The organism is Streptomyces sp. NPDC048196, from assembly GCF_040652715.1.
GTDB lineage: Bacteria > Actinomycetota > Actinomycetes > Streptomycetales > Streptomycetaceae > Streptomyces > Streptomyces siderophoricus.
Map to the genome: position 1 here is coordinate 129,919 of NZ_JBEZMM010000013.1, position 25,115 is coordinate 155,033.

Here is a 25,115-nt window from a genome sequence, read left to right on the forward strand (position 1 = left end):
CGGCGCCGTACCGCGTGCCCCTAAGCTTGCTCCCCGTTCGTACGGATGTCCGTCCACGGGGAGGCAGAAAATGGCCGAGAAAGCACGCCGCCGGCTGCGGTCGAGCACGGTGATCCTGGGCGGTATGGGCGCCCTGGCCGCCGCCCTGACGTCCTGCGGCTCCGATCCGGACAAGCGCTGCGTGGACCGCAACAGCTACGACGTCGTCAAGGGCTACCGCGTCGTCGACGCCAAGAACTGCTCGGCCGGCGGCGGCTCGTCCACCGGCGGCTCGGGGACCGGTGGCGCCGGATCCGGTACGTCGGGCCGCGGCAAGCGGCCGGTCGACGGCCAGTGGTACTACGACCCCGACAACGGCGGCGGCAAGTACGCCGACAACGGCACCTTCAGCCGGACCACGGCCGTCAACCGCGGCGGTTTCGGCTGCTCCGGAGGCCACGGCGGACACGGCAGCCACCACGGCTCCTTCGGCGGCTGAACGGACACCGCACGGGCATGGAACGCCACACCATCGAACCCCGCCCCGGCTGGCAGCAGACCGTCGAGGCGCAGGGCCTGATCTACCCGCTCACCCGCTACCCGGACGACTCGCTGCGCCCCTACTGGGACGAGAGCGCGTACTACTCCTTCACCCTCCCGGAGGTCGAGGCGCTGGAGGAGGTCGTCGAGGAGCTGCACGGCATGTGCCTGGCCGCGGCCGAGCACATCGTCGCCCGCGACCGCTTCGCCGACCTCGGGATCACCGACCCCCGGCTGGCCGCGCTGGTCGCCGAGTCCTGGCGCCGGCGCGCCGAACTCCCGTCCCTCTACGGGCGGTTCGACCTTCACTACGACGGCACCGGCCCGGCCAAGATGCTGGAGTACAACGCCGATACGCCGACCTCGCTGGTCGAGGCCGCCAGCCCCCAGTGGTTCTGGATGGAGGAACGCTTCCCCGGCGCCGACCAGTGGAACTCGCTGCACGAGCGGCTGGTCGCGGCCTGGAAGCGGCAGGCCCCGCTGCTGCCGCCCGGTGCGCCGGTGCACTTCGCGCACTCCTCGGGCGACGAGCTCGGCGAGGACCTGATGACCGTCGCCTACCTGGAGGAGACGGCCCAGCAGGCGGGCCTCGCGACCGTCGCCGTCCCCGTGGAGGAGATCGGCTGGGACCGGCTCTCGGGCCGCTTCGTCGACCAGCGGCTGCGCTTCGTGCGGGCCTGCTTCAAGCTCTACCCGTGGGAGTGGCTGGCCACCGACGACTTCGGCCCGCACGTCCTGGACACCCTCGACAACGGCGGCGGCACCGGCTCCACCCTCTGGATCGAACCCGCCTGGAAGATGTTGCTCTCCAACAAGGCGCTGCTGGCGATCCTGTGGGAGCTCTACCCGGGCCACCCGAACCTGCTGCCCGCCTACCTGGACGGGCCGCGCGAGCTGGCGCACACCCGCGGTTACGCCGCCAAACCGCTGCTGGGCCGGGAGGGCGCCGGCGTCACCCTGCACCGGCCGGGCGACGAACCGGTGCTGCGCGGACCCGACGACCCGTGCTGCTACCAGGAGTTGGCGCCGCTGCCGGACTTCGACGGCAACCGGGTGGTGCTGGGTGCCTGGGTCGTCGAGGACGAGGCGGCCGGCCTCGGCATCCGCGAGTCGGCGGGCCCGGTCACGGACGAGTACGCCCGTTTCCTCCCCCACGTGATCCGCTGAGCCGGTCCCTCCCGTGTGATCCGCTGGGCCGGTCCCTCCCACGTGATCCGCTGAGCCGGTCCCTCCCGTGGGATCCGCTGGGCTGGTCCCACGTGATCCGCTGGGCTGGTCCCTCCCACGTGATCCGCTGAGCCGGTCCTTCCCACGTGATCCGCTGGGCCGGCCCCTCCCACCTGATCCCCCGGGCCGGACGGGCCGGCGCGGGGCTCGGTACGGACCTGGCACAGCGAGCGGCCAGGGCCTCGCACCCGCCGCCGGCCGCCCGCTGCCCGTCCACCGCCCCCGCAGGCCCCCCGTCACGCCGTTCCCTCACACCATCCCGGCGGGTCCTTCCGTCACGCCTCCAGGACGCTCCGCAGCCGTTCCAGCCCCCAGTCCAGGTCCTCCTTGCTGATCATCAGTGGCGGCGCGAGCCGGATCGTCGCGCCGTGGGTGTCCTTGACCAGCACTCCGCGCGCCATCAGCTGCTCGGAGACCGCGCGCCCGGTGCCGCGGGACGGGTTGATGTCCACGCCCGCCCACAGTCCGCGGCCGCGCACCGCGTCCACCGCCCCGCTGGCCACCAGCAGCCCCAGCTCGCTGTGCAGGTGCTCGCCCAACTCCGTGGCCCGTTCCTGGAATTCGCCGGTCCGCAGCATCGCGATCACCTCCAGCGCGACCGCGCAGGCCAGCGGGTTCCCGCCGAACGTCGAGCCGTGCTCGCCCGGCGCGAAGACGCCCAGGACCTCGCGCGAGGACACCACCGCCGACACCGGCACCACCCCGCCGCCCAGCGCCTTGCCGAGCACGTACACGTCGGGCACCACGCCCTCGTGCTCACAGGCGAAGGTCCGGCCCGTGCGGCCCAGCCCGGACTGGATCTCGTCGGCGACGAACAGCACGTTCCGCCGCCGGGTCAGCTCGCGCACGCCCGCCAGATAGCCGGGCGGCGGCACCCGTACGCCCGCCTCGCCCTGGATCGGCTCCAGCAGCACCGCGACGGTCCGCTCGTCGACCGCCGCCTCCATCGCGGCCAGGTCGCCGTAGGGGACGATCTCGAAACCGGGGGTGTACGGGCCGAAGCCCTCGCGGGCCTCGGGGTCGTTGGAGAACGAGACGATGGTGGTGGTCCGGCCGTGGAAGTTGCCCTCCGCGACGACGATCTTCGCCCGGCCGTCCGGGACGCCCTTGACCTGGTAGCCCCATTTGCGGGCGGTCTTCACCGCGGTCTCCACCGCCTCGGCGCCGGTGTTCATCGGCAGCACCAGTTCCATCCCGCACAGCTCGGCCAGCCGGGTGCAGAAGTCGCCGAACCGGTCGTGGTGGAAGGCGCGTGAGGTGAGGGTGACCCGTTCCAGCTGGGCGCGGGCGGCGGCCAGCAGCCGCGGGTGGCCGTGCCCGAAGTTCAGCGCGGAGTACCCGGCGAGCATGTCCAGGTAGCGCCGGCCCGTCACGTCCGTCATCCAGGCACCCTCGGCGGTCGCCACGACCACCGGGAGCGGGTGGTAGTTGTGCGCGCTGTGGGCTTCGGCGGCGGCGAGGGCGGCGGCGATGCCGGGTTCCGTGGACGTCACCGTGACTCCGTTCCGGTAGGCCGTACGGGGCGTATGGAGTGAGGTACCCCATATGCCCCTCTATATTGCCCCGCACACGGTTCGTCCGGAAGCCACCGGAGCAGTCGGGTGCTCCCTGTGCCGGGTCGTGGCGCAGAACGCGTGTTCCCGGCACCGGGCCGCGCACGGCCGTCTAGACTCGGCGGTGCGCATCGCGACTGGCGTACGGGGAAACGACCCCGAGGGAGCGCTGCGTGGCCACCACCACGAGGTGTCGCCCCGCCTGGGCACCCCGGGACCACGACCGGACCACCGATCGACCGCCCCGGAGGACGCCATGTCACTTCCGCAGTCCGCGCACGCCCAGTCCGCGCACCCGCAGTCCGCATCCCTCTCCCATCCCGCGCTGAGCGCCGCCGACCCCGAACTGGCCGCGCTGGTCGGCGCCGAGGAGCAGCTCCAGGCCGACACGCTGCGGCTGATCCCCAGCGAGAACTACGTCTCCGCAGCCGTCCTGGAAGCCACCGGCACGGTGCTGCAGAACAAGTACAGCGAGGGATACCCGGGCCGTCGCTACTATGAAGGCCAGCAGAACATCGACCTCGTCGAGACCCTGGCCGTCGAGCGCGCCAAGGCCGTCTTCGGTGTCGAACACGCCAACGTCCAGCCGTACTCGGGCTCGCCCGCCAACCTCGCCGCCTACCTCGCGTTCGCCGAACCGGGCGACACCGTGCTCGGCATGTCACTGCCGATGGGCGGCCACCTCACGCACGGCTGGGGCGTCTCGGCGACCGGCACGTGGTTCCGCGGGGTCCAGTACGGCGTACGCGCCGACACCGCGCTGATCGACTTCGACGAGGTGCGCGACCTCGCCCGCAAGGAACGCCCGAAGATCATCTTCTGTGGTGGTACGGCCGTTCCGCGCACCATCGACTTCGCCGCGTTCGGCGAGATCGCCCGCGAGGTCGACGCCGTCCTCGTCGCGGACATCGCGCACATCGCCGGGCTGGTCGCGGGCGGCGCCCACCCGTCGCCCGTCCCGCACGCGGACGTCATCTCCACCACCACGCACAAGACCCTGCGCGGGCCGCGCGGCGCGATGCTGATGTCCCGGGCGAGCCACGCCAAGGCCGTCGACAAGGCCGTCTTCCCCGGTCTGCAGGGCGGGCCGCACAACCACACCACGGCCGCCATCGCGGTCGCCCTGCGCGAGGCCGCCGCCCCGACCTTCCGGGAGTACGCGCACGCCGTCGTCGCCAACGCCAAGGCGCTCGCCGAGGCGCTGCTGGCCCTCGGCTACGACCTGGTCTCCGGCGGCACCGACAACCACCTGGTGCTGATCGACCTCACCTCGAAGGACGTCCCCGGCAAGGTCGCCGCCAAGGCGCTGGACCGGGCGGGCATCGTCGTCAACTACAACACCGTCCCCTTCGACCCCCGTAAGCCCTTCGACCCCTCCGGCATCCGCATCGGCACCCCGGCCCTCACCTCCCGCGGCCTGGGCACGGACCGGATGCCGCAGGTCGCGGAGTGGATCGACCGCGGCGTCCAGGCCGCGGCGAAGGGCGACGAGGACGCCCTCACGGCGATCCGCACCGAGGTCGCCGACCTGATGGCGGCCTACCCGGCACCGGGCCTGGCCGTCGGGGAGTAACCACCGGGGCGTAACCGTGGGGGAGCAACCGCCGGGATGCCCGATGGGAGTACCCGCCGGGAATAGCCGCCCCCACCTGCACGTTGTGGCCCCGCAGGGGGCCTCGCCATCCCCTAGGGGATGCGTTCGACCACCCCCTGCGGGATCACCCCTACGAACCCCCGCCCTCCCCCCACCCCTCACCCCCAACCCACCCCACCCCCGCCCCCGAGGCCCGCCGCCCACCCCCGCGCCCACCGGACGCCCTACCGCTCCCCGCGACCTGAGACAATCAGTCCATGGCTCTCGATCGTCCTCGTGTGCTCTCCGGTATCCAGCCCACCGCCGGCTCCTTCCACCTCGGCAACTACCTCGGCGCGGTGCGCCAGTGGGTGGACCTCCAGGAGTCCCACGACGCCTTCTACATGGTCGTCGACCTCCATGCGATCACCGTTCCGCAGGACCCGGCGGAACTGCGCCGCAACACCCGGATCGCGGCGGCCCAGCTGCTCGCGGCCGGCCTCGACCCGGAGCGCTGCACGCTCTTCGTCCAGAGCCACGTGCCCGAGCACGCCCAGCTCGCCTGGGTCATGAACTGCGTCACCGGCTTCGGCGAGGCCTCCCGGATGACCCAGTTCAAGGACAAGTCGGCCAAGCAGGGCGCGGACCGCACCACCGTCGGTCTGTTCACCTACCCCGTGCTGATGGTGGCCGACATCCTCCTCTACCAGGCCGATCAGGTCCCGGTCGGCGAGGACCAGCGCCAGCACCTGGAGCTGACCCGCGACCTCGCGGACCGCTTCAACACCCGCTTCGGCGACACCTTCGCGATCCCCAACCCGTACATCCTCAAGGAGACGGCGAAGATCTTCGATCTTCAGGACCCGTCGATCAAGATGAGCAAGTCGGCGTCCTCGCCCAAGGGCATCATCGACCTGCTCGACGACCCCAAGGTCACCGCGAAGAAGGTGAAGAGCGCCGTGACGGACACCGACACGGTGATCCGCTTCGACCGCGAGGCCAAGCCGGGCGTCAGCAACCTCCTCAGCATCCTCTCCACCCTCACCGGCACCGCCGTCCCGGACCTGGAGAAGTCCTACGAGGGCAAGATGTACGGCGCCCTCAAGACGGATCTGGCCGAGGTGATGGTCGATTTCGTCACACCGTTCCGGGACCGTACGCGGGAATTCCTCGACGACCCCGAAACGCTGGACTCCCTGCTGGCCAAGGGCGCGGAGAAGGCCCGCGCGGTCGCCGCGGAGACCCTCGCCACCACCTACGACCGGCTCGGACTCCTGCCGGCCAAGCACTGACGGAACGGTCCGCGCGGCCCGCCCCGGCCGGCCGCGCGGACCCCGCCGGGGCCGCCGCCCCCACTCATGGGGGCACAACGGCCCGGCCGTCCGAGGGCCGGGGACGCTCCCCCTCCGGGGTGCGCACCCGGCACACTAAGAGGGTGCGCGAGCGCGCCGCACACACGTCAGGAGGGAGAAGCCAGTGGGGACCGTAACGCTGGGCGTTTCGATCGCGGTCCCGGAGCCGTACGGCAGCTTCCTCCAGCGGAAGCGCGCCGGCTTCGGGGACCCCGCCGCACACGGCATCCCCACCCACATCACCCTCCTCCCGCCCACGGAGGTCCAGGCCGACGCGCTGCCCGCCATCGAGCGCCACCTGGCCGGGGTCGCGGCCGTCTCCCGCCCCTTCCCGCTCCGGCTGGAGGGCACCGACACCTTCCGCCCGCTCTCCCCGGTCGTCTTCGTGAAGGTCACCGAGGGCGCGGCCGGCTGCACCGCCCTCCAGGCCCGGGTGCGCGCCGCCTCCGGCCCGTGCGCCCGTGAGCTGCAGTTCCCGTACCACCCCCATGTGACGGTCGCGCACGGCATCGCCGAGGACGCCATGGACCGCGCCCGGGCCGAGCTCGCGGACTTCTCCGCGACGTGGACGATCGCCGGGTTCGCCCTCTACCAGCAGGGCGCGGACGCCGTCTGGCGCCTGGAGCGCGAGTACCCCTTCGGCCCGCAGGCCCCCGCCGTCCCCCGCCAGGCCGTCGACCTCTCCCGCCCCCCGGCCCCTTCCTGCTGAGACACACCATCCGCGCGGTCTGCCGCCGGGCGTCTCCCGGTGTGCGGCCCTCTCGTGTCGCGTGGCGGTGCTTTCCTGTCGTGTGGCGGTCCTCTTCTGTCCTGCGACGGCCCTCTCCTGGTGTGCGGCGGCCTCTCTCCTGGCGTGCGGCGGCCGTCGGCCGGATGCACCGGGGCGTTACAAGGCACCGGATGCGCGCAGGCCGTTACGGGCACCGGATGCGCGGAGGCCGTTACGGGGTAGTCGGACTTTAGGGTTCCGGATCACCGGGGTGACCGCCTGCTGTACGTACGAGGGGAACGTCGTGGACTGGTTGAGGAAACTGCCGGTGGTCGGCCCGGCCGTCGGCTGGCTGATGACCACTCACCTCTGGCACGCCTACGAACGCATGCTCCGGGTGCACTGGACCCGGCTCGCCGCCGCGATCACCTTCACCAGCTTCGTCGCCCTCTTCCCGCTGCTCACCGTGGGCGCCGCGATCGGCGCCGCGCTGCTCAGCGACAGCGATCTGCACAAGCTGGAGGTCAAGGTCGCCGAGCAGCTCCCCGGCATCTCCGGGCAGATGGACATCGCCGGGCTCGTCGCCAACGCCACCACGATCGGTCTGGTCGCCGGTGCCGCGCTGCTGTTCACCGGCATCGGCTGGGTCGACTCGCTGCGCGACTGCCTGCGCGCCGTATGGGAGAAGGGCGACGACGACACCAACTTCTTCGTCGGCAAGCTCCGGGACGGCGCGCTGCTGCTGGGGCTCGGCGGGGTCGCCCTGCTCTCGTTCGCCTGCTCGGCCTTCGCGTCCTCGGCGGTCGGCAAGGCGGCGGACGCGCTCGGCCTGGCGGAGGGCGGCATCGGCACCGTACTGCTGTCCGCCGCCGGCTTCTGCATCGCCGTCCTCGCGGACTTCCTGCTGCTCGTCTACGTCCTGACCAAACTGCCCGGCGCCCACCCGCCGCGCAGCGCCGTGGTCATCGCCGGCCTCCTCGGCGCCATCGGCTTCGAACTGCTGAAGCTGCTGCTCAGCGGCTATCTGCAGGGCGTCGCCTCACGCAGCATGTACGGCGCTTTCGGCACCCCGATCGCGCTGCTGCTGTGGATCAACTTCACCGCGAAGCTGCTGGTGTACTGCGCCTCGTGGACGGCCACGGCGGGGGAGGAGACGAACGGGGCGCCCGGGGCGGAGGAATCCGGCGACGCGGGGCCGGGGGCCGCCCAAGCGGCGGCGGGCGCCGCATAGCCCCCGCCCCACCGGCTCACCTCGCCCGCCGACTCACTCCCCGCCCCCGCTGACTCACTCCACCTCGCAGGCTCACTCGCCCCGCAGGCTCGCTCCGCCCGTCGGCTCACTCCGCCCCGCTGACTCACTTCGTGGCGCGGCGCCGGCGCACCACCAGTGCCACCGCGCCCAGCACCACCACCGCACCGCCGGTGATCCCCACCGCGGTCCAGGTGCTGCCCGAGCCGGTGCTGTCCAGCGCCGCCTGGGTGCTCCCCTGCCCGCCCTTGTGGCGCTTGCCCTGGGCGCTCACCGCGCCGGTGCCGTCGTCCTCGCTGCGCGGCCCGACCAGCCGGCCGACCGGCTCGACCTTGTCGGCCGCCGCGAACCCCCAGTCGAGCAGCTTGGCGGCCTCGCGGTAGGCCTCGTTGTGCACCGCCTTCTCCGGGTGCATGACGGTGACCAGCAGCTTGCGGTCACCGCGCTGCGCCATGCCGGTGAAGGTCGACCCGGCGTTGGTGGTCGAGCCGTTCTTCACGCCCGCGATCCCGGGGTAGGGCTTGATGTCGTAGTCGCCGCTGAGCAGGCGGTTGGTGTTCTGGATCCCGAACGTCGCGCGCTTGCCGTCCTTGCCCTTGTCCCCGGGGAACTGGGCGCTCGCGGTCGAGCAGTACTCGCGGAAGTCGGCGTTCCGCAGCCCGGCCCGGGCGAACAGGCTCAGGTCGTACGCGCTGGAGACCTGCCCCGGCGCGTCGTAACCGTCCGGCGTGACGACGTGCGTGTCGTTGGCGTTCAGTTCCTTCGCGTGCCGCTGCATCTGCGAGACGGTGGTCTTCGTCCCGCCGTTCATCGCCGAGAGGGTGTGCACCGCGTCGTTCCCGGAGCGCAGGAAGACCCCGAGCCACAGGTCGTGGACCGTGTAGGTCAGGTTCTCCTTTATCCCGACCAGGCTGCTGCCCACGCCCATGCCCGCGAGGTCGGCGGGCTTGACCGTGTGCTTCTGGTTCTTCGGGAACTTCGGCATGACGGTGTCCGCGAACAGCATCTTCAGCGTGCTGGCGGGCGCCAGTTGCCAGTGCGGGTTCTTCGCGGCCAGCACCTTGCCGGTCGCGGCGTCCGAGACGATCCAGGACCGGGCGGTCAGCGCGTCCGGCCCCGGCAGCTTCGGCGCACCGGGCTTCAGCTGCACCTGTACGCCGGGCGTGCCCAGCCGCTCCCCGCCGATCTGCGACATCTTGGCCGGCGGCGCGGGGGCCTTGGGGTCCTTCTGGTCGGCGTACGCGGTGCCGGCCAGCAGCGGAGAGGTCAGCAGCCCGGAGACGGCCAGTGCGGCGGCGGCACGCAGGGACCGGCCGCGACGCACCGCGGCGCGCCCGGCAGCACCGGCGGCACGGGCAGTACCGGCGGCACCGGCGGCACGGGAGGCTCCGGCGGCGCCGGCCGGACCGGACGTGCCGGACGCATCGAGGGCGTCCGGGGCGCCGGGGGACGTGGAGGGGCGGGCAGGGACGGAAGCCGTGAAAGCACTGAAGGTCGTCGGCACGTCGCTGAACGTACCCCTCTTCGCCCCGGTCGCCGACAGCACCCCACGGAAGAGTGCCCCTCCCGACGGCCGGATGGAGCCGCTGCCCATACTGGAACCCATGAAGCTCTCTCGCCCCGTGTCCTGGTTCCTGCTCGCCTTCGGGGTCTGGAGCTGGTTCATCTGGATCACTTTCGTCAAAAACCTCTGCAAGGACGGGAGCGGTCTGGCCTTCAACGACGCCGGCGACCCGACCGCGTACTTCTGGGTCCATCTGCTGCTGGCCGTGACGTCCTTTCTGTTGGGGACGGCAATCGGCGTGATCGGGTTCCGTGGCGTACGGGCCCTGCGCCGCGCGGCGGCGGACAAGTAGAGGCGGCGAACAAGTAGAGGCGGGGGACAAGTAGAGGCGGGGGACAAGCGGAGGCGGGGGACAAGTAGCGGACGGGACGGCTCCGGCGAACTCCCGGGGACGGACCGGCTGCTCGGTCCGCGCCGCCCCGCCAGGACCCCTCGGCCCGCCGTCGCCCCGCCCTGTTCAGCCCGCGGCCTACTCACCCTCCGTGAACCGCCGTAATCATCCCGGAATGTGAGCGATTCGTCGCGAGGAATTTTGCTGCGGGGTTTTCCCAGATCCGCTTCCTCCGGTCACAATCACCAGGCGACTTCCCCCGTCTCATGCGGACCCGGCGCTACCCGGGTGCGGTCACGGCTGCCCTGCCGTGCGCCGTCCCCGGCCCCGGGTGCCGCCCGTACGGGGTGGGTGCTTTCGGATGCGTGAAGGAGATGATCTCCCGTCGAGGAGGCATGTAGGTGGAAGGAAGGCTGTCCATGACGTCGGACGCGCGTGGTGAGGTCGAGGCGTTCATCCTGGGGGACCGGTTCTCCTGCCTGGCGGGCCGTTCGGCCTGGCGCCAGGGCGGCATCACACACCGGCACTATGACGTGCTGGGGAGCGAGGAGGCCGCCCGGCTGATGGCGCTCGATCTCGCGGAATTCGTCGGCTCGGCGGATTGGAGCGCCCGGTCCTTCACCAGCTTCATCGCCACCTTCGAGCAACCCCGCGGTGTGGACGAACTGCGCTTCGAGGAACTCCTCTGGCAGCAGCTCCAGCTCCTCCACGAGCAGGACGCGGAGAACCACCAGTGGGCGGCGGGCTATGCCTCGGACCCGCAGGCCCGGGAATTCGCGTACAGCGTGGCCGGACACCCGTTCTTCGTGATCGGCCTGCACGAGACCCACCGCCGCTGGGGCCGCCGTCCGCCCTTCCCGATGCTCGCCTTCAACTCCCACGAGCAGTTCACCCGCATCAAGGGCGCGGGAATGTGGGACCGCCTGGCGGAAAAGATACGCAAGCAGGACATCAAGCTGCAGGGCGATATCAATCCGAATTTGCAGGAATACGAGGAGCTTTCCGAGGCCCGCCGCTATTCCGGCCGCCCCAAGCCCGCGGAATGGCAGTGCCCGTTCGTTCCCGTGCCCGCCCCGGCAACCGTCTCCGCCTCCGGCGAGGCGGGCCCGGCCCGGGAAGGCGATCTGGACCGGGGCCGGGATCTGGACCGTGATCTGGACCGCGATCTGGACCGGGAACTGACTCCCTCGGGGGCCTGAGCGAGGCGCGTGGGGCGGGTCTGAGTGAGGCGCGTGAGGCGGGGCTGAGCGGGGCGCGTGGAACGGGGCTGAGCGAGGCATGTGAGTGTTGAGCGAAGCGCGTGGGGGCGGGACGACCGGGTGCCCGGCGGCCTGCCCCTGCCGGGCGCCGCTTCCCCATCCCGCCGGTCGCCCCTTCCTCGTTCCGATTCCCGTTCCGAGGGGCGCCGCTTTCCCCTCCCCGCCGGGTGCCGGTGCGCCGCTGCCGGCCGGGCGCCCGATAGCGTGCTCGCCCGGGACGTCTGGAGTTCCCGGGACGTCTGGAGCCCCGGGGATGCCTGGTGCTCCCGGGGCACCTGAGGCTCCCGGGATACCGAGGTATTCGGGACACCGGAAGTATCCGGGACACCGGAGGTATACGGGCCACCGGAGGCCTTCAGGGCACTGAGGGCTCCGGACAACGGCCTCCGGACAACGGCCTCCGAACAACGGCCTCCGGACAACTGAAGCTAGGGAGACGCGGTGGTCTTTGCCCTGATCGCGGTGCCGGTCCTCGGCCTGTTCTTCGGCGTGCACCGCTACGTGTGGTGCCGCCTGGTCCGCGACACCACCGCACCCGGCAGCCGGGCCCGCCGCGCCGGCACCGCCGCCGCCTTCGCCCTCCCGCTGCTCTCCCTCGGCGCCCTCCTCGCCGGCCGGGCCGGCGTCCCCTTCGTGCTCCAGCAGATGCTGGCCTGGCCCGGGTACCTCTGGCTGGCCCTGCTGCTGTACCTCGTCCTGGCACTGCTGGCCGGCGAGATCGTACGGGCGGTGGGCCTGCGGCTCCTCCGGGGGCGGGAGGCACCGGCGACTCCGGCCCCCGCCACCCTCCCGGTCCCGTCCCCCTCCCGCTCACCGGAGGGACCCGAAGTACCCGAGGGCTGCGAAGCCCCCGACGGCCCCCGCGCGGCCACCTCGTCGCCCCCTGTACCCACCCCCTCCTCCGCCCCCACCCTTCTGCCGCCCCGTACCCCCGCGCTGCCCCCGCTCCCCACCCCGCCCCGACGGCTCTTCCTCGCCCGGGCGGTGGCCGCCGGTGCATCCCTGGCCGCCACGGCCGCCGTCGGGTACGGGACCGCGACCACCTTCCGCGGCCCGTCCGTGAAGCGGGTGACGGTACCGCTGGCCAAACTGCCGCGCGCCGCCCACGGATTCCGCATCGCCGTGGTGAGCGACATCCACCTGGGACCGATCCTCGGCCGCGCACACACCCGGCGCGTCGTCGACACGGTCAACCGCACCTCTCCCGACCTGATCGCCATCGTCGGCGACCTGGTCGACGGCAGCGTCGCCGACCTCGGCCCGGCCGCGGAGCCCCTGCGCGACCTGCGCGCCCGCCACGGTGCGTACTTCGTCACCGGCAACCACGAGTACTACTCGGGCGCCGCCCAATGGGTGGACCACGTACGCGAGTTGGGCATCCATCCGCTGGAGAACGCGCGGACCGCCCTGCCCGGCTTCGATCTCGCGGGTGTCAACGACCTCGCCGGTGCGACCGAACACGCCGGCCCCGACTACGACCTGGCGCTGGGTGACCGCGACCCGACCCGCGCCGTCGTCCTCATGGCGCACCAGCCGGTCACCATCCACGACACCGTGCGGTACGGGGTGGACCTCCAGCTCTCCGGCCACACCCACGGCGGCCAGATGTGGCCCTTCACCTACGTCGCCGAGGCCACGAACCCGACCGTCGCGGGCCTGGAGCGCTACGGCGACACCCAGCTGTACGTGACCCGCGGCGCCGGGGCCTGGGGGCCGCCCGTACGGCTGGGCGCACCCCCGGACGTCACGGTGGTCGAACTGGCCGCCCTGCGCGCATGACCGGCGGGCATGACTGGCGGGCATGACCGGTGGGCGTGACCGGCGGCCGTGATCACCTTCGGTCCTGATCGCCCCGGTCTTGATCACCTTCGGTCGGAGCGGGGAGCAGGTTGCGCCCGCAGGTAACAACCCCTCTACAAAGTGCGGCACCATCCTGCGCTAAATCGGACAGATCATGACTTTCGATCTTGCATCGAAGGCACCCAACTCCCTAGTATTTATTGACTTTATGTTGCCCTTAGCGACGGCTTCACGGGGCGGTGCGTGGGGAACGGGCCGGGCAGACGGGGAACGGGGAGAAGGAATGAGCGAGCGCTTCAGGGTCGATCTCGACGAACTGGACAGCGTGGTGCGCCAACTCCGCCACCTTCGAGGCGACATGGACGAACCCAGCCAGAAGGTGAAATACAGCACGACCATTCCGAAGTCGGCGTTCGGCGTGAATTTCCTTGAGGCGGGCGACCTCGCGAAGGCCCATGACGACATGCAGTCGTACATGTCGCAGGTCATCAACGCGCTCCAGGACCTCATCCACAAGTTCGGCGAGAAGACGGAAGCCAGCCGCGGCGCGTACGAGGACCAGGAGCACCAGACGAAGACCTCGATGAATGGCTGAGCACCACTCGGGGACGCGTGCACGAAGGGCGGAGATGGAGATGAAGGGGGGCCTGCATGGTTGACGCCAAGCAGGAGTACGACAGCGCCAAGGCGATGGAACAGCAGCGCAAGAACCACGAGCGGGAAGAGCGGCTGAAGTCGTTCAAGGGCCAGCGCCTCACCCCTCGGTCTCCGTCCGACTTCCATCACCACGGCATCAACGCGCTCCGCGCCATGATCGAGCACGCCAGCCCCGAGGCGATCGAGACCTCTGGTCACCACTGGCGCGCCTCCGCCGACCGTCTGGGCGGCGAGGACGGCCGCGGCGGCATCCGCAAGGCCTTCATGGACGCGGTCGACCACGCCTCGGCGCACTGGGAGGGGTCGGCGGCGCAGGCGTTCCGCAGGGAAGCCGGCAAGGTGCTGGAGAAGATCGATCGGACGTATCAGCTTTCCCGGAATGTGGAATCCACGCTGATCGGTTCGAGGACATCCGGGCCGGAAGTCGGTGTTGCCCACAATCTTCGCGAAGCCAAGAAGGCCATGTCGAAGATCCATGACCCGGGGGTCGTGGACCGGGCGACCGACGAGAGCGGCGACGACAGTCAGTTCAAGCGGGACATGGCGAACCCCAAGATGGACACCCGCATGGCGCTGGAGCTCAACCGGGACAACCTGTCCCTGAGCAAGGAGCGTCAGGTCGAGGCGGTCATCGTGATGGATGAGCTGGCGGCCAACTACGACGGCCACGGCGGCATCCTCAGGGAAGACACCGACCCCGCCGGTCCCACCGGCGACTGGCCCAAGCAGCCGTCGACGCACACGCCGCCGCCTCCGGTGCGCATGCCGGTCACGGGCGGCACCCACCCGCATCAGTCCGCGATGCCGAAGATGCCGAACGGGGCAGGCGGCGGCGCCGTTCCCGAAGGGTTCGACGCACCCAAGCTGCACCGCCCCGACGTGCCGGTGACCACCGGTCTCGACAGCGTGCAGGGTGGCACCCTCGCCCCGCCGACGGGCGGCGGCACCTTCAGCGGTGGGACCACCGGCGGCAGCCACGGCGTGACCGGCGGTACGGGGGGTTTCCCCGGCGGTGCGGTCCCGCCCGGTGTCGTCGGCATGCCCGGCGGCATGGGCGGATCCCGGGGCGCCGGCGGTGCCGGCGGGATGCGCGGCGGCATGCCGGGCGCCGGAGCAGCCGGCAAGACGGGCGGCCTCAAGGGCGCGGCCGGGCGCAGCGGGCCGCAGGCGCGTACCCGTGGCGGACTGGTCGGCAAGCCGGGCGGTCCCGCGGGCGGTGCCAAGCAGGGCGGCTCGGGCCTGCACCGCAGCCGCGGTGGCAAGCAGGCGGGCATGATGGGCGCCGCCGCAGCGAAGGGCAAGGGCAAGGAGAAGGAGCGCACCACCGGACAGCGCCCCGACTACCTCGTCGAGGACGAGGAGACCTGGAACCCGCAACGTAACGTTGCCCCTCGCGTCATCGAGTAGGCCGACGATAACGTCGCATGCGGCCAACGAGGAAAGGCCCCGCACTCCCATGTGTGCGGGGCCTTTCCTCAGGCGGAACAAGGCCGCCGGACAGCACAGCAAGAAGGAGCGAAGGATGAGGGTCACCCGAACACTGCGCGCGACGGTGGGTGCTGCGCTGACCGGAGCACTGCTGCTGTCCGCGGGCGGGACCGCCTCCGCGGACCAGGTCCGAAAGGCCCAGTGGCCGCTGGAGGCGTTCGGGGCCCAGCAGCTCTGGAAGGAGGCCACCGGCAAGGGCGTGACGGTGGCCGTGCTCGACAGCGGCTTCCGTACGACGCACCAGGACCTGACGGGCCAGTTCCTTCCCGGGCCGGACTTCGGCAAGGCGACGGAGGCCGAGGGCGCCAAGCACCTCAAGCCGAACGAGGACATCCGCGACCACGGCACCGCGATGGCCGGGATCATCGCGGGGCACGGTCACGGGCCGGGAGGTTCCGAAGGCGTCAAGGGGCTGGCACCCGACGCCAAGATCCTTCCTGTCCCGGAGTACAAGAACTCCGGACAGGCCACGCGATGGGCTGTGGATCATGGTGCAGACGTGATCAACATGTCCTATGGCGGCGATCTCCAGGGCGACACCTGCGAATCCATCCACTACGCCCTCGACAAGGGTGTCGTGGTCGTGGCCGGCGTGGGTAACGACGGCTGGACGCACAAGAGTTACCCGGTCGGCTGCCCCGGGGCGATCGGTGTGGGCTCGGTCGACCAGTACGGCAAGGCGGCTGACGCCAACAACTACAACGCGGACACCGACCTGCTCGCGCCCGGTGAGAAGGTCGCCGTCGCCATGGGCAAGAGCGACCACGACTACGACACCGCAGCGAACGGCAGTTCCGCCGCCACCGCCTACGTATCGGCCGCCGCGGCCCTGCTCAAGCAGAAGTTCCCCGACCTCACCCCCGGCCAGATCGCCAACCGCCTGGTGAAGACCGCCGGTCTCGCGCAGGCCGAGAAGGCCAAGCACCTCAAGCTCCCGGACGCCCACTACGGTTACGGCTTCATCCAGCCCGGTCCCGCCCTGCGCCAGGACATCCCCGCCGGTCCGGCGGCCGGCCCGCTGCCGATGCCGAAGGGCAAGTACTCCGACACGGCCGCCGACAAGGGCTCCGACCCCAATCCCCCCATGGGCGGCAAGCAGACCGCCCTGCTCATCGGCGGCATCGCCCTCGGTGTCCTGGTCGTTGCCGGCATCGTGATCGGCATCGTGGTCGCCGTGCGCCGCCGCAACTCGCGCAATCAGGCGTGGGGCTGAGCTTCCACTCCGTACACTGCCGCGGCCGTTCCGCTCCGGAGCGGCCGCGGCGCATTTCTCAACCGGTCTGGCCCCAAGGAGGACGGCAGTCTTCCCGAGGACCCGGTCCGGCAGGGCACGATCGCGGTAACGGGCCCCGGCGCGGCAGCCGACACGGCGAAGGACCCGTTCGGTTGATGGCAGCCGACCCGGAAGGAGAATGTCTTGGCGCACGATTCGCGTACACCGGCACCGCCGCTTGAGGCTCCGGACACGGCGGAGGTGTTGAAGACTCATTACCGTGCTCTGACCGGACTCATCGCCTTGCGTCTGCTGGTCTCCGCGCTTCTTGTGGCAATCCCGGTCGTGTTGGCCCATGTGACGGGCTCGAACTCGATTTTCCTTACCCTGCCCGTCGTTGCCGGTGTCTTCCTCTTCATCTTCACCCTGTACCGGGTCATTCACGGAATCCGTGGACCCCAGTGCGCGCGAGTACTCCGCAGCTATCCGCTGGAGTTCCACCCCCGGGTGGTCAAGAAGCGTGAGCGGTGGACCCGGTACGGCAATGTCTTCGAGATCCGCGTGACGACGCGCGGGCAGCACGGGGCGCCGCTGATGCTGGCGGTCCACGCGGCCGGACGCCGGCGCTGGCCGGAGGGTACGGAAGAAGGGGCGTGGGTCGCCGGTGACCTGGCCTTCGGCGGTGTGTTGGTGGTGCCCGGGAGCAAGGCGATGTTCTTCCTGAAGCCGGCGGACTGGGAAAAGTACGCCGGGCGACGTGCGGAGGCCGGCCCCGAGCGTCTCGCACGAGCGGAGCAGGCGAAGCTCACGCACCGGACGAAGCGTGCGGTGATGATGCGGCCGGGGGCCTGATCCCTGATCCCTGATCGACACCTGCGTGCGCGGCGGGAAATTCGGACGACGGGGCCGCATCACCGCTGTTAGCTTCGGGTGTTATGGACCCCGTAGGTGAAAAAGCGATACGTGCCTCCTTTGTGAATTGCTCGAAGGGGGAGGCGAGCCGGATCAATCTGCCGGTGGGGCTGGCCGGACTGCCGTGGGGGGATCTGGACTTTCTGGGGTGGCGCGATCCCGGGGCGCCGGACCGGAGTTATCTGGTGGCGCCGCGCGGCGACGGGCTCATCGGCGTCACTCTCAGGGTGCCGCAGGGGGTGCGGCGGAGTTTCACCAAGACGACGGTCTGTTCGGTCTGCATGACCGGGCACCCGGGGTCGGGGGTCAGTCTGCTGGCCGCGCGGCGGGCCGGTCCGTCCGGGCGGCAGGGAAACACCGTCGGCACGTACCTCTGCGCCGACCTCGCGTGTTCCCTCTACGTACGCGGGCGCAAGCGGTCCCAGCTCGCCGGGCGGCACGAGGAGACGCTGCCGCTGGAGGCGCGGATCGAGCGCACGGTGCGCAACCTGGACGAGTTTCTCGACAAGGTGCTGGAGGGCTGAACCGGGGGAGGGAGCGAGGGCGGGTGAGGGAGTGCCCTCGCGCGCCCTCACCCGTCTTCGCGCGTTCTCACCGCACGCCCTCACCCGTCTTCGCGCGTTCTCACCGCACGCCCTCACCCGTCTTCGCGCGCCCTCACCACACGCCCTCGCCGCACGTCACGGGTTCTGGAACAGGACCTCCGGGTCGGCCACGGACGGGCCGTTCAGCGGACGAACGTCAGGAGAGTCGGCAACGGCGCTCGCGGGTACCGGAGTGCCGTCTCGCAGCGGCGCGCGCGGTTACCGGAGTGCCGTCTCACAGTCCGTGCTTGGCTCGCAGTCCGTGCTTGGCTCACAGGCCGTGCTTGGTCAGGAAAGTGTGGATCAACTCCTGCCACTCCGCGGGCCGTTCGACCATCGGGAGGTGGCCGGTGGCGATCTCCGCGTACTCGGCGCCGGGGATGTGGTCGGCCAGGTAACGGGAGTGGGACGGGTGCAGCAGGGTGTCCAGCGTGGTGGCGATGACCAGCGTGGGCACGGTGATCGTGGGCAGGTCGGCGGTGGTGTCCAGGACGCGTACCAGCGCGGCCTGTTCGGCGGAGCCGGCGGGCCACAGGGACGGGTCGGGGGCCAGGACGGCGGCGCGCTCGGTGGGGGAGAGGGCGTTGAACCGCTCGGGGGCCAGGCCGCCGAGGGCCCGGGCCTGGGCGAAGGCGGCGTGGTCCCCGCGCTCCAGGAGGCCCAGCCAGAGGTCGAGCCAGACCGTGGTCCGGGCGTCCGCCTTGGCGAGGCCGGCCGTCAGGACCAGTCCGCGGACCCGCTCGGGGTGCCGGGCCGCGGCCCGTACGGCCACGGCGGTGCCCATGGAGTAGCCGATCAGGGTGAAGGTGTCCATACCGGCCTCGGTGGCCTCGGCGACCAGGGCGTCGGCCAGGGCGTCCAGCTCCAACGGGCCGGTGACGCGCGGGGTGTGGCCCGAGCCGGGGTAGTCGGGGGCCACGACGTGGTGGCCGGTGGCGGTCAGGGTGGGGATGAGGCCGCCGTAGTTGCCCTCGACGCTGCCGGTCGCGCCGTGGGCCAGCAGGATGCCGGACCCGGCGGGATCACCGGCGACGGTGGTGGACAGCTTCGGAAGGGCGGTCGGGGATGCGGGAATCGATGCGGAAATCGATGCGGAAATCGATGCGGGAATCTGCGTCATGCGGAAGAGGTTGCAGTGTGACACCGGTGTCAAGGTCAAGTCGGTGCCGGGCCGTTCCGTTCGGCCCCGGTGCCGGAAGGGGGAGCGGATGCGGATCGGGGAGCTGGCGCGGCGTACGGGGGTCAGTACGCGGGTGCTGCGCTACTACGAGCAGCAGGGGTTGCTGAGTGCCGAGAGGGACGCGAACGGCTATCGCCGCTATCGGGGTGAGGAGGCGGTGGAGGCCGTACGGAGAGTGCGGGAGCTGCTCGCCGCGGGACTGAACACCGACGAGATCCGCGGGCTGCTGCCGTGCGCCCAGGGCGGTCCGGGCCTCACCCCGTGCGCGCTCTCGGCCGGGATCGTGGAGCGGAGGATGACCCAACTGGACGCGGAGATGGCCGAGTTGGCCCAGCGGCGGGCGGCCCTGGCGGCGTATGCGCAGGTCATGCGGAAGCGCCGGGAGGAGGACGCGGCACTGGCGACGATGGCCCTGCGCTCGGCCTGACGGGGCCGGGGCGCCCGCCCCTCAAGAAGGCCGTAAAGCTCCTTGCGTTCTTTCCGATTCTTCTTGCGCTTTCCGCTTGCCATGACCCGCCCGTCCGGCCGATCCTCGTGTGCACGCCGTTCGGGGGAGCGGTGGGGAAGCAGGGGGCTGCCGTGTTACGAGTGCACTTCACCGGGCAGGACTTGGCGCGTACGAGGGTGGCGGAGGGCGCCGACCCGCTCTGGGAGACCGCGCTGAGCCTGCAGATCCTGCGGGAGGACCGCGGCGAGCCGGCGCTGGCCGCCTGGCGGCAGCACGCGGTGCGGCACGGCCCCGGGCCGCTGCGGACCCTGTTCCCGCTGGTGCCGCTGCGCGGCTACTTCCCGGACTTCCTCACGCCCTACGCGGCGCTGGAGGGCGTCGAACCAGGGCTGGAGGCGGTGATGCGCACCCCGCGCACGCGGCTGCGCGCCGAGGTGGCGCTGCTGGCCGGGCACCGGGCGCTGCCGGGCGAGGCGCGCGGCATCGGGGAGGGCGAACCGGCCGCGCTGCGCCAACTGGCGCGCAGCCTGCGGACGTACCACCACCTGGCGGTCGCGCCGGCCTGGCCGCGGATCGCCGGACGGGTGGGCGCGGACCGGGCGTTGCGGGTGCACGCCCTGGCACAGTCCGGGGCGGAGGCGATGCTGCGGACGTTCGGGCCGGCTATGCGCTGGCGGCCGCCGGTGCTGGAGGTGGCGTACCCGGTGGAGCGGGAGCTGTTCCTCCAGGGGCGGGGGCTGGTGTTCGTGCCCTCGTACTTCTGCCGGGGCGTGCCCATCGCGCTGGTGGACGAGGCGCTGCCGCCGGTGCTGGTGTACCCGGCGGCCGAGCCGGAGGCGGCCGGGCACGCCGAAGGGCCCCGCTCCCGTGCGTACGGGGGCGGGGCCCTCGGGGATGTTCCGGCCCCGGCCGGCGTCCGGGCCGGGGCCCGGACGCCGGCCGGCGCTGAACGGCGGTGCTAGAAGCGCCGGGTGATCAGCGCCCGCTTGACCTCCTGGATGGCCTTGGTGACCTCGATGCCACGCGGGCAGGCCTCGGAGCAGTTGAAGGTCGTCCGGCAGCGCCAGACGCCGTCCTTGTCGTTGAGGATCTCCAGGCGCTGCTCGCCGCCCTCGTCGCGCGAGTCGAAGATGAAGCGGTGCGCGTTGACGATCGCCGCCGGGCCGAAGTACTGGCCGTCGTTCCAGAACACCGGGCACGAGGACGTGCAGGCGGCGCACAGGATGCACTTGGTGGTGTCGTCGAAGCGCTCGCGGTCCTCGGCGGACTGCCGGCGCTCACGGGTCGGCTCGTTGCCGGTCGTGATGAGGAAGGGCATCACATCGCGGTACGCCTGGAAGAACGGCTCCATGTCCACGACCAGGTCCTTGAGGACCGTCAGGCCCTTTATGGCCTCGACCGTGATCGGCTTCTCCGGGTTGATGTCCTTGATCAGCGTCTTGCAGGCGAGACGGTTGCGGCCGTTGATCCGCATGGCGTCCGAACCGCAGATGCCGTGGGCGCAGGAACGGCGGAAGGTCAGCGACCCGTCCAGTTCCCACTTGATCTTGTGGAGGGCGTCCAGGACGCGCTCCTTGGGGTCGATCTCCAGCTGGAAGTCCTGCCAGCTGGCCTCCTCGGAGACCTCCGGGTTGAACCGGCGGATCCGGAAGGTGACCGTGATGTACGGGGAGTCGGCGAAGCCGGGCTCGGGCTGGCCGGCCTCGGCCGCCTTGTCCAGGGTCGGGGTAGCCATCAGTACTTACGCTCCATCGGCTGGTAGCGGGTCTGCACGACCGGCTTGTAGTCGAGACGGATCGACTCGGCGCCGTCGTCGCCCACCTCGCGGTACGCCATGGTGTGCCGCATGAAGTTGACGTCGTCGCGGTTGGGGTAGTCCTCGCGGTAGTGACCGCCGCGGGACTCCTTGCGGGCCAGTGCGGACACGGCCATGACCTCGGCCAGGTCGAGCAGGTTGCCCAGCTCGATGGCCTCCAGCAGGTCGGTGTTGAACCGCTTGCCCTTGTCCTGGATGGACACGTTCAGGTACCGCTCGCGCAGCTCGCCGATCTTCTCGACCGCGGTCTTGATCGTCTGCTCGGTGCGGAACACCATCACGTTGGCGTCCATGGTCTCCTGCAGCTCCTTGCGGATCTCGGTGACCCGCTCGCTGCCGGTGGCGGTGCGCAGCCGCTCGACCTGCTCCTGGACCAGCTTCGCCGGGTCCTCGGGGAGCTCGACGAAGTCGGCGGTGGCCGAGTACTCCGCGGCCGCGATGCCGGCCCGGCGGCCGAAGACGTTGATGTCCAGCAACGAGTTGGTGCCCAGACGGTTGGCGCCGTGCACGGAGACGCAGGCCACCTCGCCGGCCGCGTACAGGCCGGGGACGACGGTGGTGTTGTCCGACAGGACCTCACCCTCGACGTTGGTCGGGATGCCGCCCATGGCGTAGTGCGCGGTCGGCTGGATCGGGATCGGGTCCGTGTAGGGCTCGATGCCGAGGTAGGTCCGCGCGAACTCGGTGATGTCCGGGAGCTTGGCGTCGAGCTGCTCCGGCGGGAGGTGCGTCAGGTCGAGGTAGACGTGGTCGCCCTCGGGACCGCAGCCGCGGCCCTCGCGGATCTCGGTGTAGATGGAGCGCGAGACGACGTCGCGGGACGCGAGGTCCTTCATGACCGGCGCGTACTTCTCCATGAAGCGCTCGCCGTCCTTGTTGCGGAGGATGCCGCCCTCACCGCGGGCGCCCTCCGTCAGCAGGATGCCCATCCGCCAGATGCCGGTCGGGTGGAACTGGAAGAACTCCATGTCCTCCAGTGGCAGCCCGCGGCGGTAGACGGCGGCCTGGCCGTCACCGGTCAGGGTGTGCGCGTTGGAGGTCACCTTGAAGAACTTGCCGCAGCCGCCGGAGGCGTAGATGACGGCCTTCGCCTGGAAGACGTGGATCTCGCCGGTGGCGAGCTCGTACGCCACCACACCGGCCGACTTCTTGACGCCGTCGACCTCGGTGATCAGCTGGTCGAGGACGTAGAACTCGTTGAAGAACTCCACGCCCTCCTTGACGCAGTTCTGGTACAGCGTCTGGAGGATCATGTGGCCGGTGCGGTCGGCCGCGTAGCACGACCGGCGGACCGGGGCCTCACCGTGGTTGCGGGAGTGACCGCCGAAGCGGCGCTGGTCGATCGTGCCGTCCGGCGTGCGGTTGAACGGCAGGCCCATCTTCTCCAGGTCGAGGACCGAGTCGATGGCCTCCTTCGCGAGGATCTCGGCGGCGTCCTGGTCGACCAGGTAGTCACCACCCTTGACCGTGTCGAAGGTGTGCCACTCCCAGTTGTCCTCCTCGACGTTCGCGAGGGCGGCGGCCATACCGCCCTGGGCGGCGCCGGTGTGGGAGCGGGTCGGGTAGAGCTTCGTCAGGACCGCGGTGCGGCTGCGCTTGGTCGCCTCGATGGCGGCGCGCATGCCCGCGCCGCCGGCGCCGACGATGACGGTGTCGTACTTGTGGATCTTCATGGTTCCAGTCAGCCCCGGCTTCAGGAGATGTTCGGGTCGAAGGTGAAGATCACCAGCGTGCCCAGAAGGACGGTGAACACCGTCGCGGTGTACAGCAGCATCTTCAGCCAGAAGCGGGTGTTGTCCCGCTGCGCGTAGTCGTTGATGACGGTGCGCAGGCCGTTGGCGCCGTGCAGCATGGCCAGCCACAGCATCAGCAGGTCCCAGACCTGCCAGAACGGCGAGGCCCAGCGGCCGGCGACGAAGGCGAAGCCGATCTTGGAGACACCGCCGTCGAGCACGAGCTGGATCACCAGGTGGCCCAGGACCAGGACGACCAGCACGATGCCGGACAGCCGCATGAACAGCCAGGCCTGCATCTCGAAGTTGCCCCGGGAGGCGCGGCCGGTCTTCTTGGTGCGCTTGCGCGGCGGCTCGATGACCGGGGCCGGGTTGTCCACGTCGTAGAGGCGGACGTCGCTCGCGGTGGCGCCTGCGGAAGTGGTTTCAGCGGACATCTCGCGTCAGCTCCCGAACAGCGTGCGCAGGGTGTGCTGCAGCACGGGGTAGAAGGCACCGGCCATCAGCACGACCCAGACACCCACGACGGTCCACAGCATCTGCTTCTGGTACTTCGGGCCCTTCGACCAGAAGTCGACCAGGACGACCCGCAGGCCGTTGAGCGCGTGGAAGAGGATGGCGGCCACCAGGCCGTACTCCATCACATTGACGATCGGCGTCTTGTAGGTCGCAACGACGTTGTCGTACGCGTCGGGGGAGACGCGGACGAGAGCGGTGTCGAGGACGTGTACGAACAGGAAGAAGAAGATGAGGACGCCGGTGACTCGGTGAGCCACCCAGGACCACATGCCTTCCCGGCCGCGGTACAGCGTTCCAGCCGGCACGGAAAAACCCTCCGGGAGCGGGGATTGGGGCGCCAGCCGGCTTCTCTGTCGGTCGGGCCCGGCCGGGTACGGTCCTCCGGCCGCTCGTCATCGTATCGACGAGTTGTCGGTTCCTCGCGCGGGGGTCCTTAGGTGTGATCAAACAGGCACCAACGGGCTATCACACAAGGACGAACCGGGACTTTGCCGGGCATACGGCGTGATTGCTGCGAGCTCGGGCCCGTACTGCGGCGGGCGCCGGCCTCAGACCGCGAGGCGGCGCAGCCGGCCGCGGGCCACCCGCCGGAGCTGCTCCGCGGTGACCGACCGCTCCTCGTCCGGGCCGTTGCCCAGCCGCATGCGGATGCCGAACAGGATCTGGTCGAGCACCTCCTCCTCCCGGCAGCCGTCCAGGCAGATCACGAACGCATGACGGAAGCGCTGCTCGTATGCGGCGTATGCGGCATTCAGGGCGGTACGGGCGGCCGGTGCGCCGGGCCCGTGGGTCCCGGCCGGGGGCCGCGGCGGGGACTCGGCGGCGAGCGCCTCGTCCAGCCCGACCGCCGGAAGGCCCGTGAAGGCCCGGTCGGCGGCGGCGAGCAGGGCCTCCGGGTCCCGGTACGGGCGCCGGTCGGCGAGCTGCCCGGCCCACTCGCGGCTGCCGCAGCAGCGCAGCAGCGCGGCCAGCGCGCCGTCCCGGTCCAGGGCGTTGAGGCGGCGCAGCCCCGTGCCGTCGGGGCGGGGTCGCGGCAGGGCGGTGGAGGGGACCTGCGAGGGTATGCCGCACCGCGCGGGCTGGGGGCGCAGCGTCGGCCGGGCGGCCGGGGTGTCACCGGACAGCGTGGGCTCCTCGGACGGATGCGATCGGAACGGTTCGACAGGTGCGGGGCGGGCGACTGACGGAAGCTGAGGGAAGCGGACCGACGCCGGGACGCGGAACGAAGCGGCGACGGGTGTGGCGGTGGTGCGTGGAACACGACACCCCGGCGGTATCCGGTGGTTCCGGAAGAGCCCTGGGAAAGGGGTGACGAACGAGGACGCCACGCTAACGACGCCTGTCGACAGCTGTCCGACGGATGCGCGAATTTCACCCGGAGGAGAGAGTTCCCGCACATCCGGTGGACGACCGGCCCCGCACACCTGGC

The 25,115-nt window shown here is 71.0% G+C and carries 24 protein-coding genes; 16 read left to right on the forward strand and 8 right to left on the reverse strand.

Going from position 1 to position 25,115, the window contains the following annotated elements; genetic code table 11:
• Positions 1-70 precede the first annotated feature (70 nt).
• A complete protein-coding gene (locus AB0E02_RS16470; RefSeq protein ID WP_030417203.1) occupies positions 71-478 on the forward strand; it encodes a hypothetical protein in 408 nt (135 codons plus the stop codon).
• A 17-nt stretch (positions 479-495) separates the two neighbouring features.
• Complete coding sequence (locus AB0E02_RS16475) at positions 496-1,686, forward strand: glutathionylspermidine synthase family protein (RefSeq protein ID WP_362139646.1); 1,191 nt, start codon at positions 496-498, stop codon at positions 1,684-1,686.
• 335 nt (positions 1,687-2,021) lie between these two features.
• On the opposite strand, the gene rocD is transcribed toward AB0E02_RS16475, so the two are convergent.
• Positions 2,022-3,239, reverse strand: coding sequence for an ornithine--oxo-acid transaminase (gene rocD, locus AB0E02_RS16480; RefSeq protein ID WP_362139648.1), 1,218 nt, complete (start codon positions 3,237-3,239; stop codon positions 2,022-2,024).
• A 316-nt stretch (positions 3,240-3,555) separates the two neighbouring features.
• On the opposite strand from rocD, the gene glyA reads away from it, so the two are divergent.
• The 4 genes from glyA to AB0E02_RS16500 all read left to right on the forward strand — a co-directional run bounded on the left by glyA (position 3,556) and on the right by AB0E02_RS16500 (position 8,164).
• On the forward strand, positions 3,556-4,872 hold the full coding sequence (glyA, locus tag AB0E02_RS16485; RefSeq protein WP_362139651.1) for a serine hydroxymethyltransferase: 1,317 nt from the start codon (positions 3,556-3,558) through the stop codon (positions 4,870-4,872).
• A gap of 278 nt (positions 4,873-5,150) precedes the next feature.
• Positions 5,151-6,164, forward strand: a complete 1,014-nt coding sequence (gene trpS, locus AB0E02_RS16490) for a tryptophan--tRNA ligase (RefSeq protein WP_362139654.1) — start codon at positions 5,151-5,153, stop codon at positions 6,162-6,164.
• A 184-nt stretch (positions 6,165-6,348) separates the two neighbouring features.
• Positions 6,349-6,933, forward strand: coding sequence for a 2'-5' RNA ligase family protein (locus AB0E02_RS16495; RefSeq protein ID WP_362139656.1), 585 nt, complete (start codon positions 6,349-6,351; stop codon positions 6,931-6,933).
• Between the two features lie 304 nt (positions 6,934-7,237).
• Positions 7,238-8,164 (forward strand): YihY/virulence factor BrkB family protein, encoded by a 927-nt coding sequence (locus AB0E02_RS16500; RefSeq protein ID WP_362139658.1) that lies wholly within the window; start codon positions 7,238-7,240, stop codon positions 8,162-8,164.
• A gap of 124 nt (positions 8,165-8,288) precedes the next feature.
• Here the strand turns inward: AB0E02_RS16500 and AB0E02_RS16505 are convergent, their stop codons facing one another.
• Positions 8,289-9,776 (reverse strand): D-alanyl-D-alanine carboxypeptidase, encoded by a 1,488-nt coding sequence (locus AB0E02_RS16505; RefSeq protein WP_362139724.1) that lies wholly within the window; start codon positions 9,774-9,776, stop codon positions 8,289-8,291.
• 10 nt (positions 9,777-9,786) lie between these two features.
• Between AB0E02_RS16505 and AB0E02_RS16510 the strand changes: the two genes are divergently transcribed.
• From AB0E02_RS16510 to AB0E02_RS16545, 8 genes are all read left to right on the forward strand, one after another.
• The gene (locus AB0E02_RS16510; RefSeq protein WP_030417175.1) at positions 9,787-10,038 is read left to right on the forward strand and encodes an SCO4848 family membrane protein; all 252 of its coding nucleotides are present in this window, start codon (positions 9,787-9,789) and stop codon (positions 10,036-10,038) included.
• 458 nt (positions 10,039-10,496) lie between these two features.
• Complete coding sequence (gene gntA, locus AB0E02_RS16515) at positions 10,497-11,276, forward strand: guanitoxin biosynthesis heme-dependent pre-guanitoxin N-hydroxylase GntA (RefSeq protein WP_362139661.1); 780 nt, start codon at positions 10,497-10,499, stop codon at positions 11,274-11,276.
• A gap of 501 nt (positions 11,277-11,777) precedes the next feature.
• On the forward strand, positions 11,778-13,115 hold the full coding sequence (locus tag AB0E02_RS16520) for a metallophosphoesterase (RefSeq protein WP_362139664.1): 1,338 nt from the start codon (positions 11,778-11,780) through the stop codon (positions 13,113-13,115).
• Positions 13,116-13,419: 304 nt separating this feature from the next.
• Entirely contained in the window at positions 13,420-13,731 is a 312-nt protein-coding gene (locus AB0E02_RS16525; RefSeq protein WP_362139666.1) for a hypothetical protein, read from the forward strand.
• A gap of 56 nt (positions 13,732-13,787) precedes the next feature.
• On the forward strand, positions 13,788-15,200 hold the full coding sequence (locus AB0E02_RS16530) for a hypothetical protein (protein ID WP_362139668.1): 1,413 nt from the start codon (positions 13,788-13,790) through the stop codon (positions 15,198-15,200).
• A gap of 115 nt (positions 15,201-15,315) precedes the next feature.
• Entirely contained in the window at positions 15,316-16,494 is a 1,179-nt protein-coding gene (locus tag AB0E02_RS16535) for a S8 family serine peptidase (protein ID WP_362139670.1), read from the forward strand.
• Positions 16,495-16,698: 204 nt separating this feature from the next.
• Positions 16,699-17,346, forward strand: a complete 648-nt coding sequence (locus AB0E02_RS16540) for a hypothetical protein (RefSeq protein ID WP_362139672.1) — start codon at positions 16,699-16,701, stop codon at positions 17,344-17,346.
• Between the two features lie 83 nt (positions 17,347-17,429).
• A complete protein-coding gene (locus tag AB0E02_RS16545; RefSeq protein ID WP_362139675.1) occupies positions 17,430-17,930 on the forward strand; it encodes an FBP domain-containing protein in 501 nt (166 codons plus the stop codon).
• A gap of 331 nt (positions 17,931-18,261) precedes the next feature.
• Here AB0E02_RS16545 and AB0E02_RS16550 read toward each other — a convergent pair whose 3' ends face one another.
• Positions 18,262-19,110: an alpha/beta hydrolase gene (locus AB0E02_RS16550; protein ID WP_362139677.1), complete on the reverse strand. Its 849-nt coding sequence runs from the start codon at positions 19,108-19,110 to the stop codon at positions 18,262-18,264.
• A gap of 88 nt (positions 19,111-19,198) precedes the next feature.
• Between AB0E02_RS16550 and AB0E02_RS16555 the strand changes: the two genes are divergently transcribed.
• Positions 19,199-19,597, forward strand: a complete 399-nt coding sequence (locus AB0E02_RS16555) for a MerR family transcriptional regulator (RefSeq protein WP_362139680.1) — start codon at positions 19,199-19,201, stop codon at positions 19,595-19,597.
• A 152-nt stretch (positions 19,598-19,749) separates the two neighbouring features.
• A complete protein-coding gene (locus AB0E02_RS16560; RefSeq protein ID WP_362139683.1) occupies positions 19,750-20,580 on the forward strand; it encodes a hypothetical protein in 831 nt (276 codons plus the stop codon).
• On the opposite strand, the gene AB0E02_RS16565 is transcribed toward AB0E02_RS16560, so the two are convergent.
• The 5 genes from AB0E02_RS16565 to AB0E02_RS16585 all read right to left on the reverse strand — a co-directional run bounded on the left by AB0E02_RS16565 (position 20,577) and on the right by AB0E02_RS16585 (position 25,014).
• Complete coding sequence (locus tag AB0E02_RS16565) at positions 20,577-21,353, reverse strand: succinate dehydrogenase iron-sulfur subunit (RefSeq protein ID WP_261956049.1); 777 nt, start codon at positions 21,351-21,353, stop codon at positions 20,577-20,579. The genes AB0E02_RS16560 and AB0E02_RS16565 overlap by 4 nt on opposite strands.
• The gene (gene sdhA, locus AB0E02_RS16570; RefSeq protein WP_362139686.1) at positions 21,353-23,107 is read right to left on the reverse strand and encodes a succinate dehydrogenase flavoprotein subunit; all 1,755 of its coding nucleotides are present in this window, start codon (positions 23,105-23,107) and stop codon (positions 21,353-21,355) included. The genes AB0E02_RS16565 and sdhA overlap by 1 nt, the downstream gene beginning before the upstream one ends.
• Positions 23,108-23,127: 20 nt before the next feature.
• On the reverse strand, positions 23,128-23,604 hold the full coding sequence (locus AB0E02_RS16575) for a succinate dehydrogenase hydrophobic membrane anchor subunit (protein WP_362139689.1): 477 nt from the start codon (positions 23,602-23,604) through the stop codon (positions 23,128-23,130).
• 6 nt (positions 23,605-23,610) lie between these two features.
• The gene (sdhC, locus tag AB0E02_RS16580; protein WP_030416515.1) at positions 23,611-23,991 is read right to left on the reverse strand and encodes a succinate dehydrogenase, cytochrome b556 subunit; all 381 of its coding nucleotides are present in this window, start codon (positions 23,989-23,991) and stop codon (positions 23,611-23,613) included.
• Positions 23,992-24,234: 243 nt separating this feature from the next.
• Positions 24,235-25,014 carry a 2-oxo-4-hydroxy-4-carboxy-5-ureidoimidazoline decarboxylase gene (locus tag AB0E02_RS16585; protein WP_362139691.1) on the reverse strand — a complete coding sequence of 260 codons (780 nt, stop codon included), beginning with the start codon at positions 25,012-25,014 and terminating at the stop codon, positions 24,235-24,237.
• Positions 25,015-25,115: the final 101 nt, after the last annotated feature.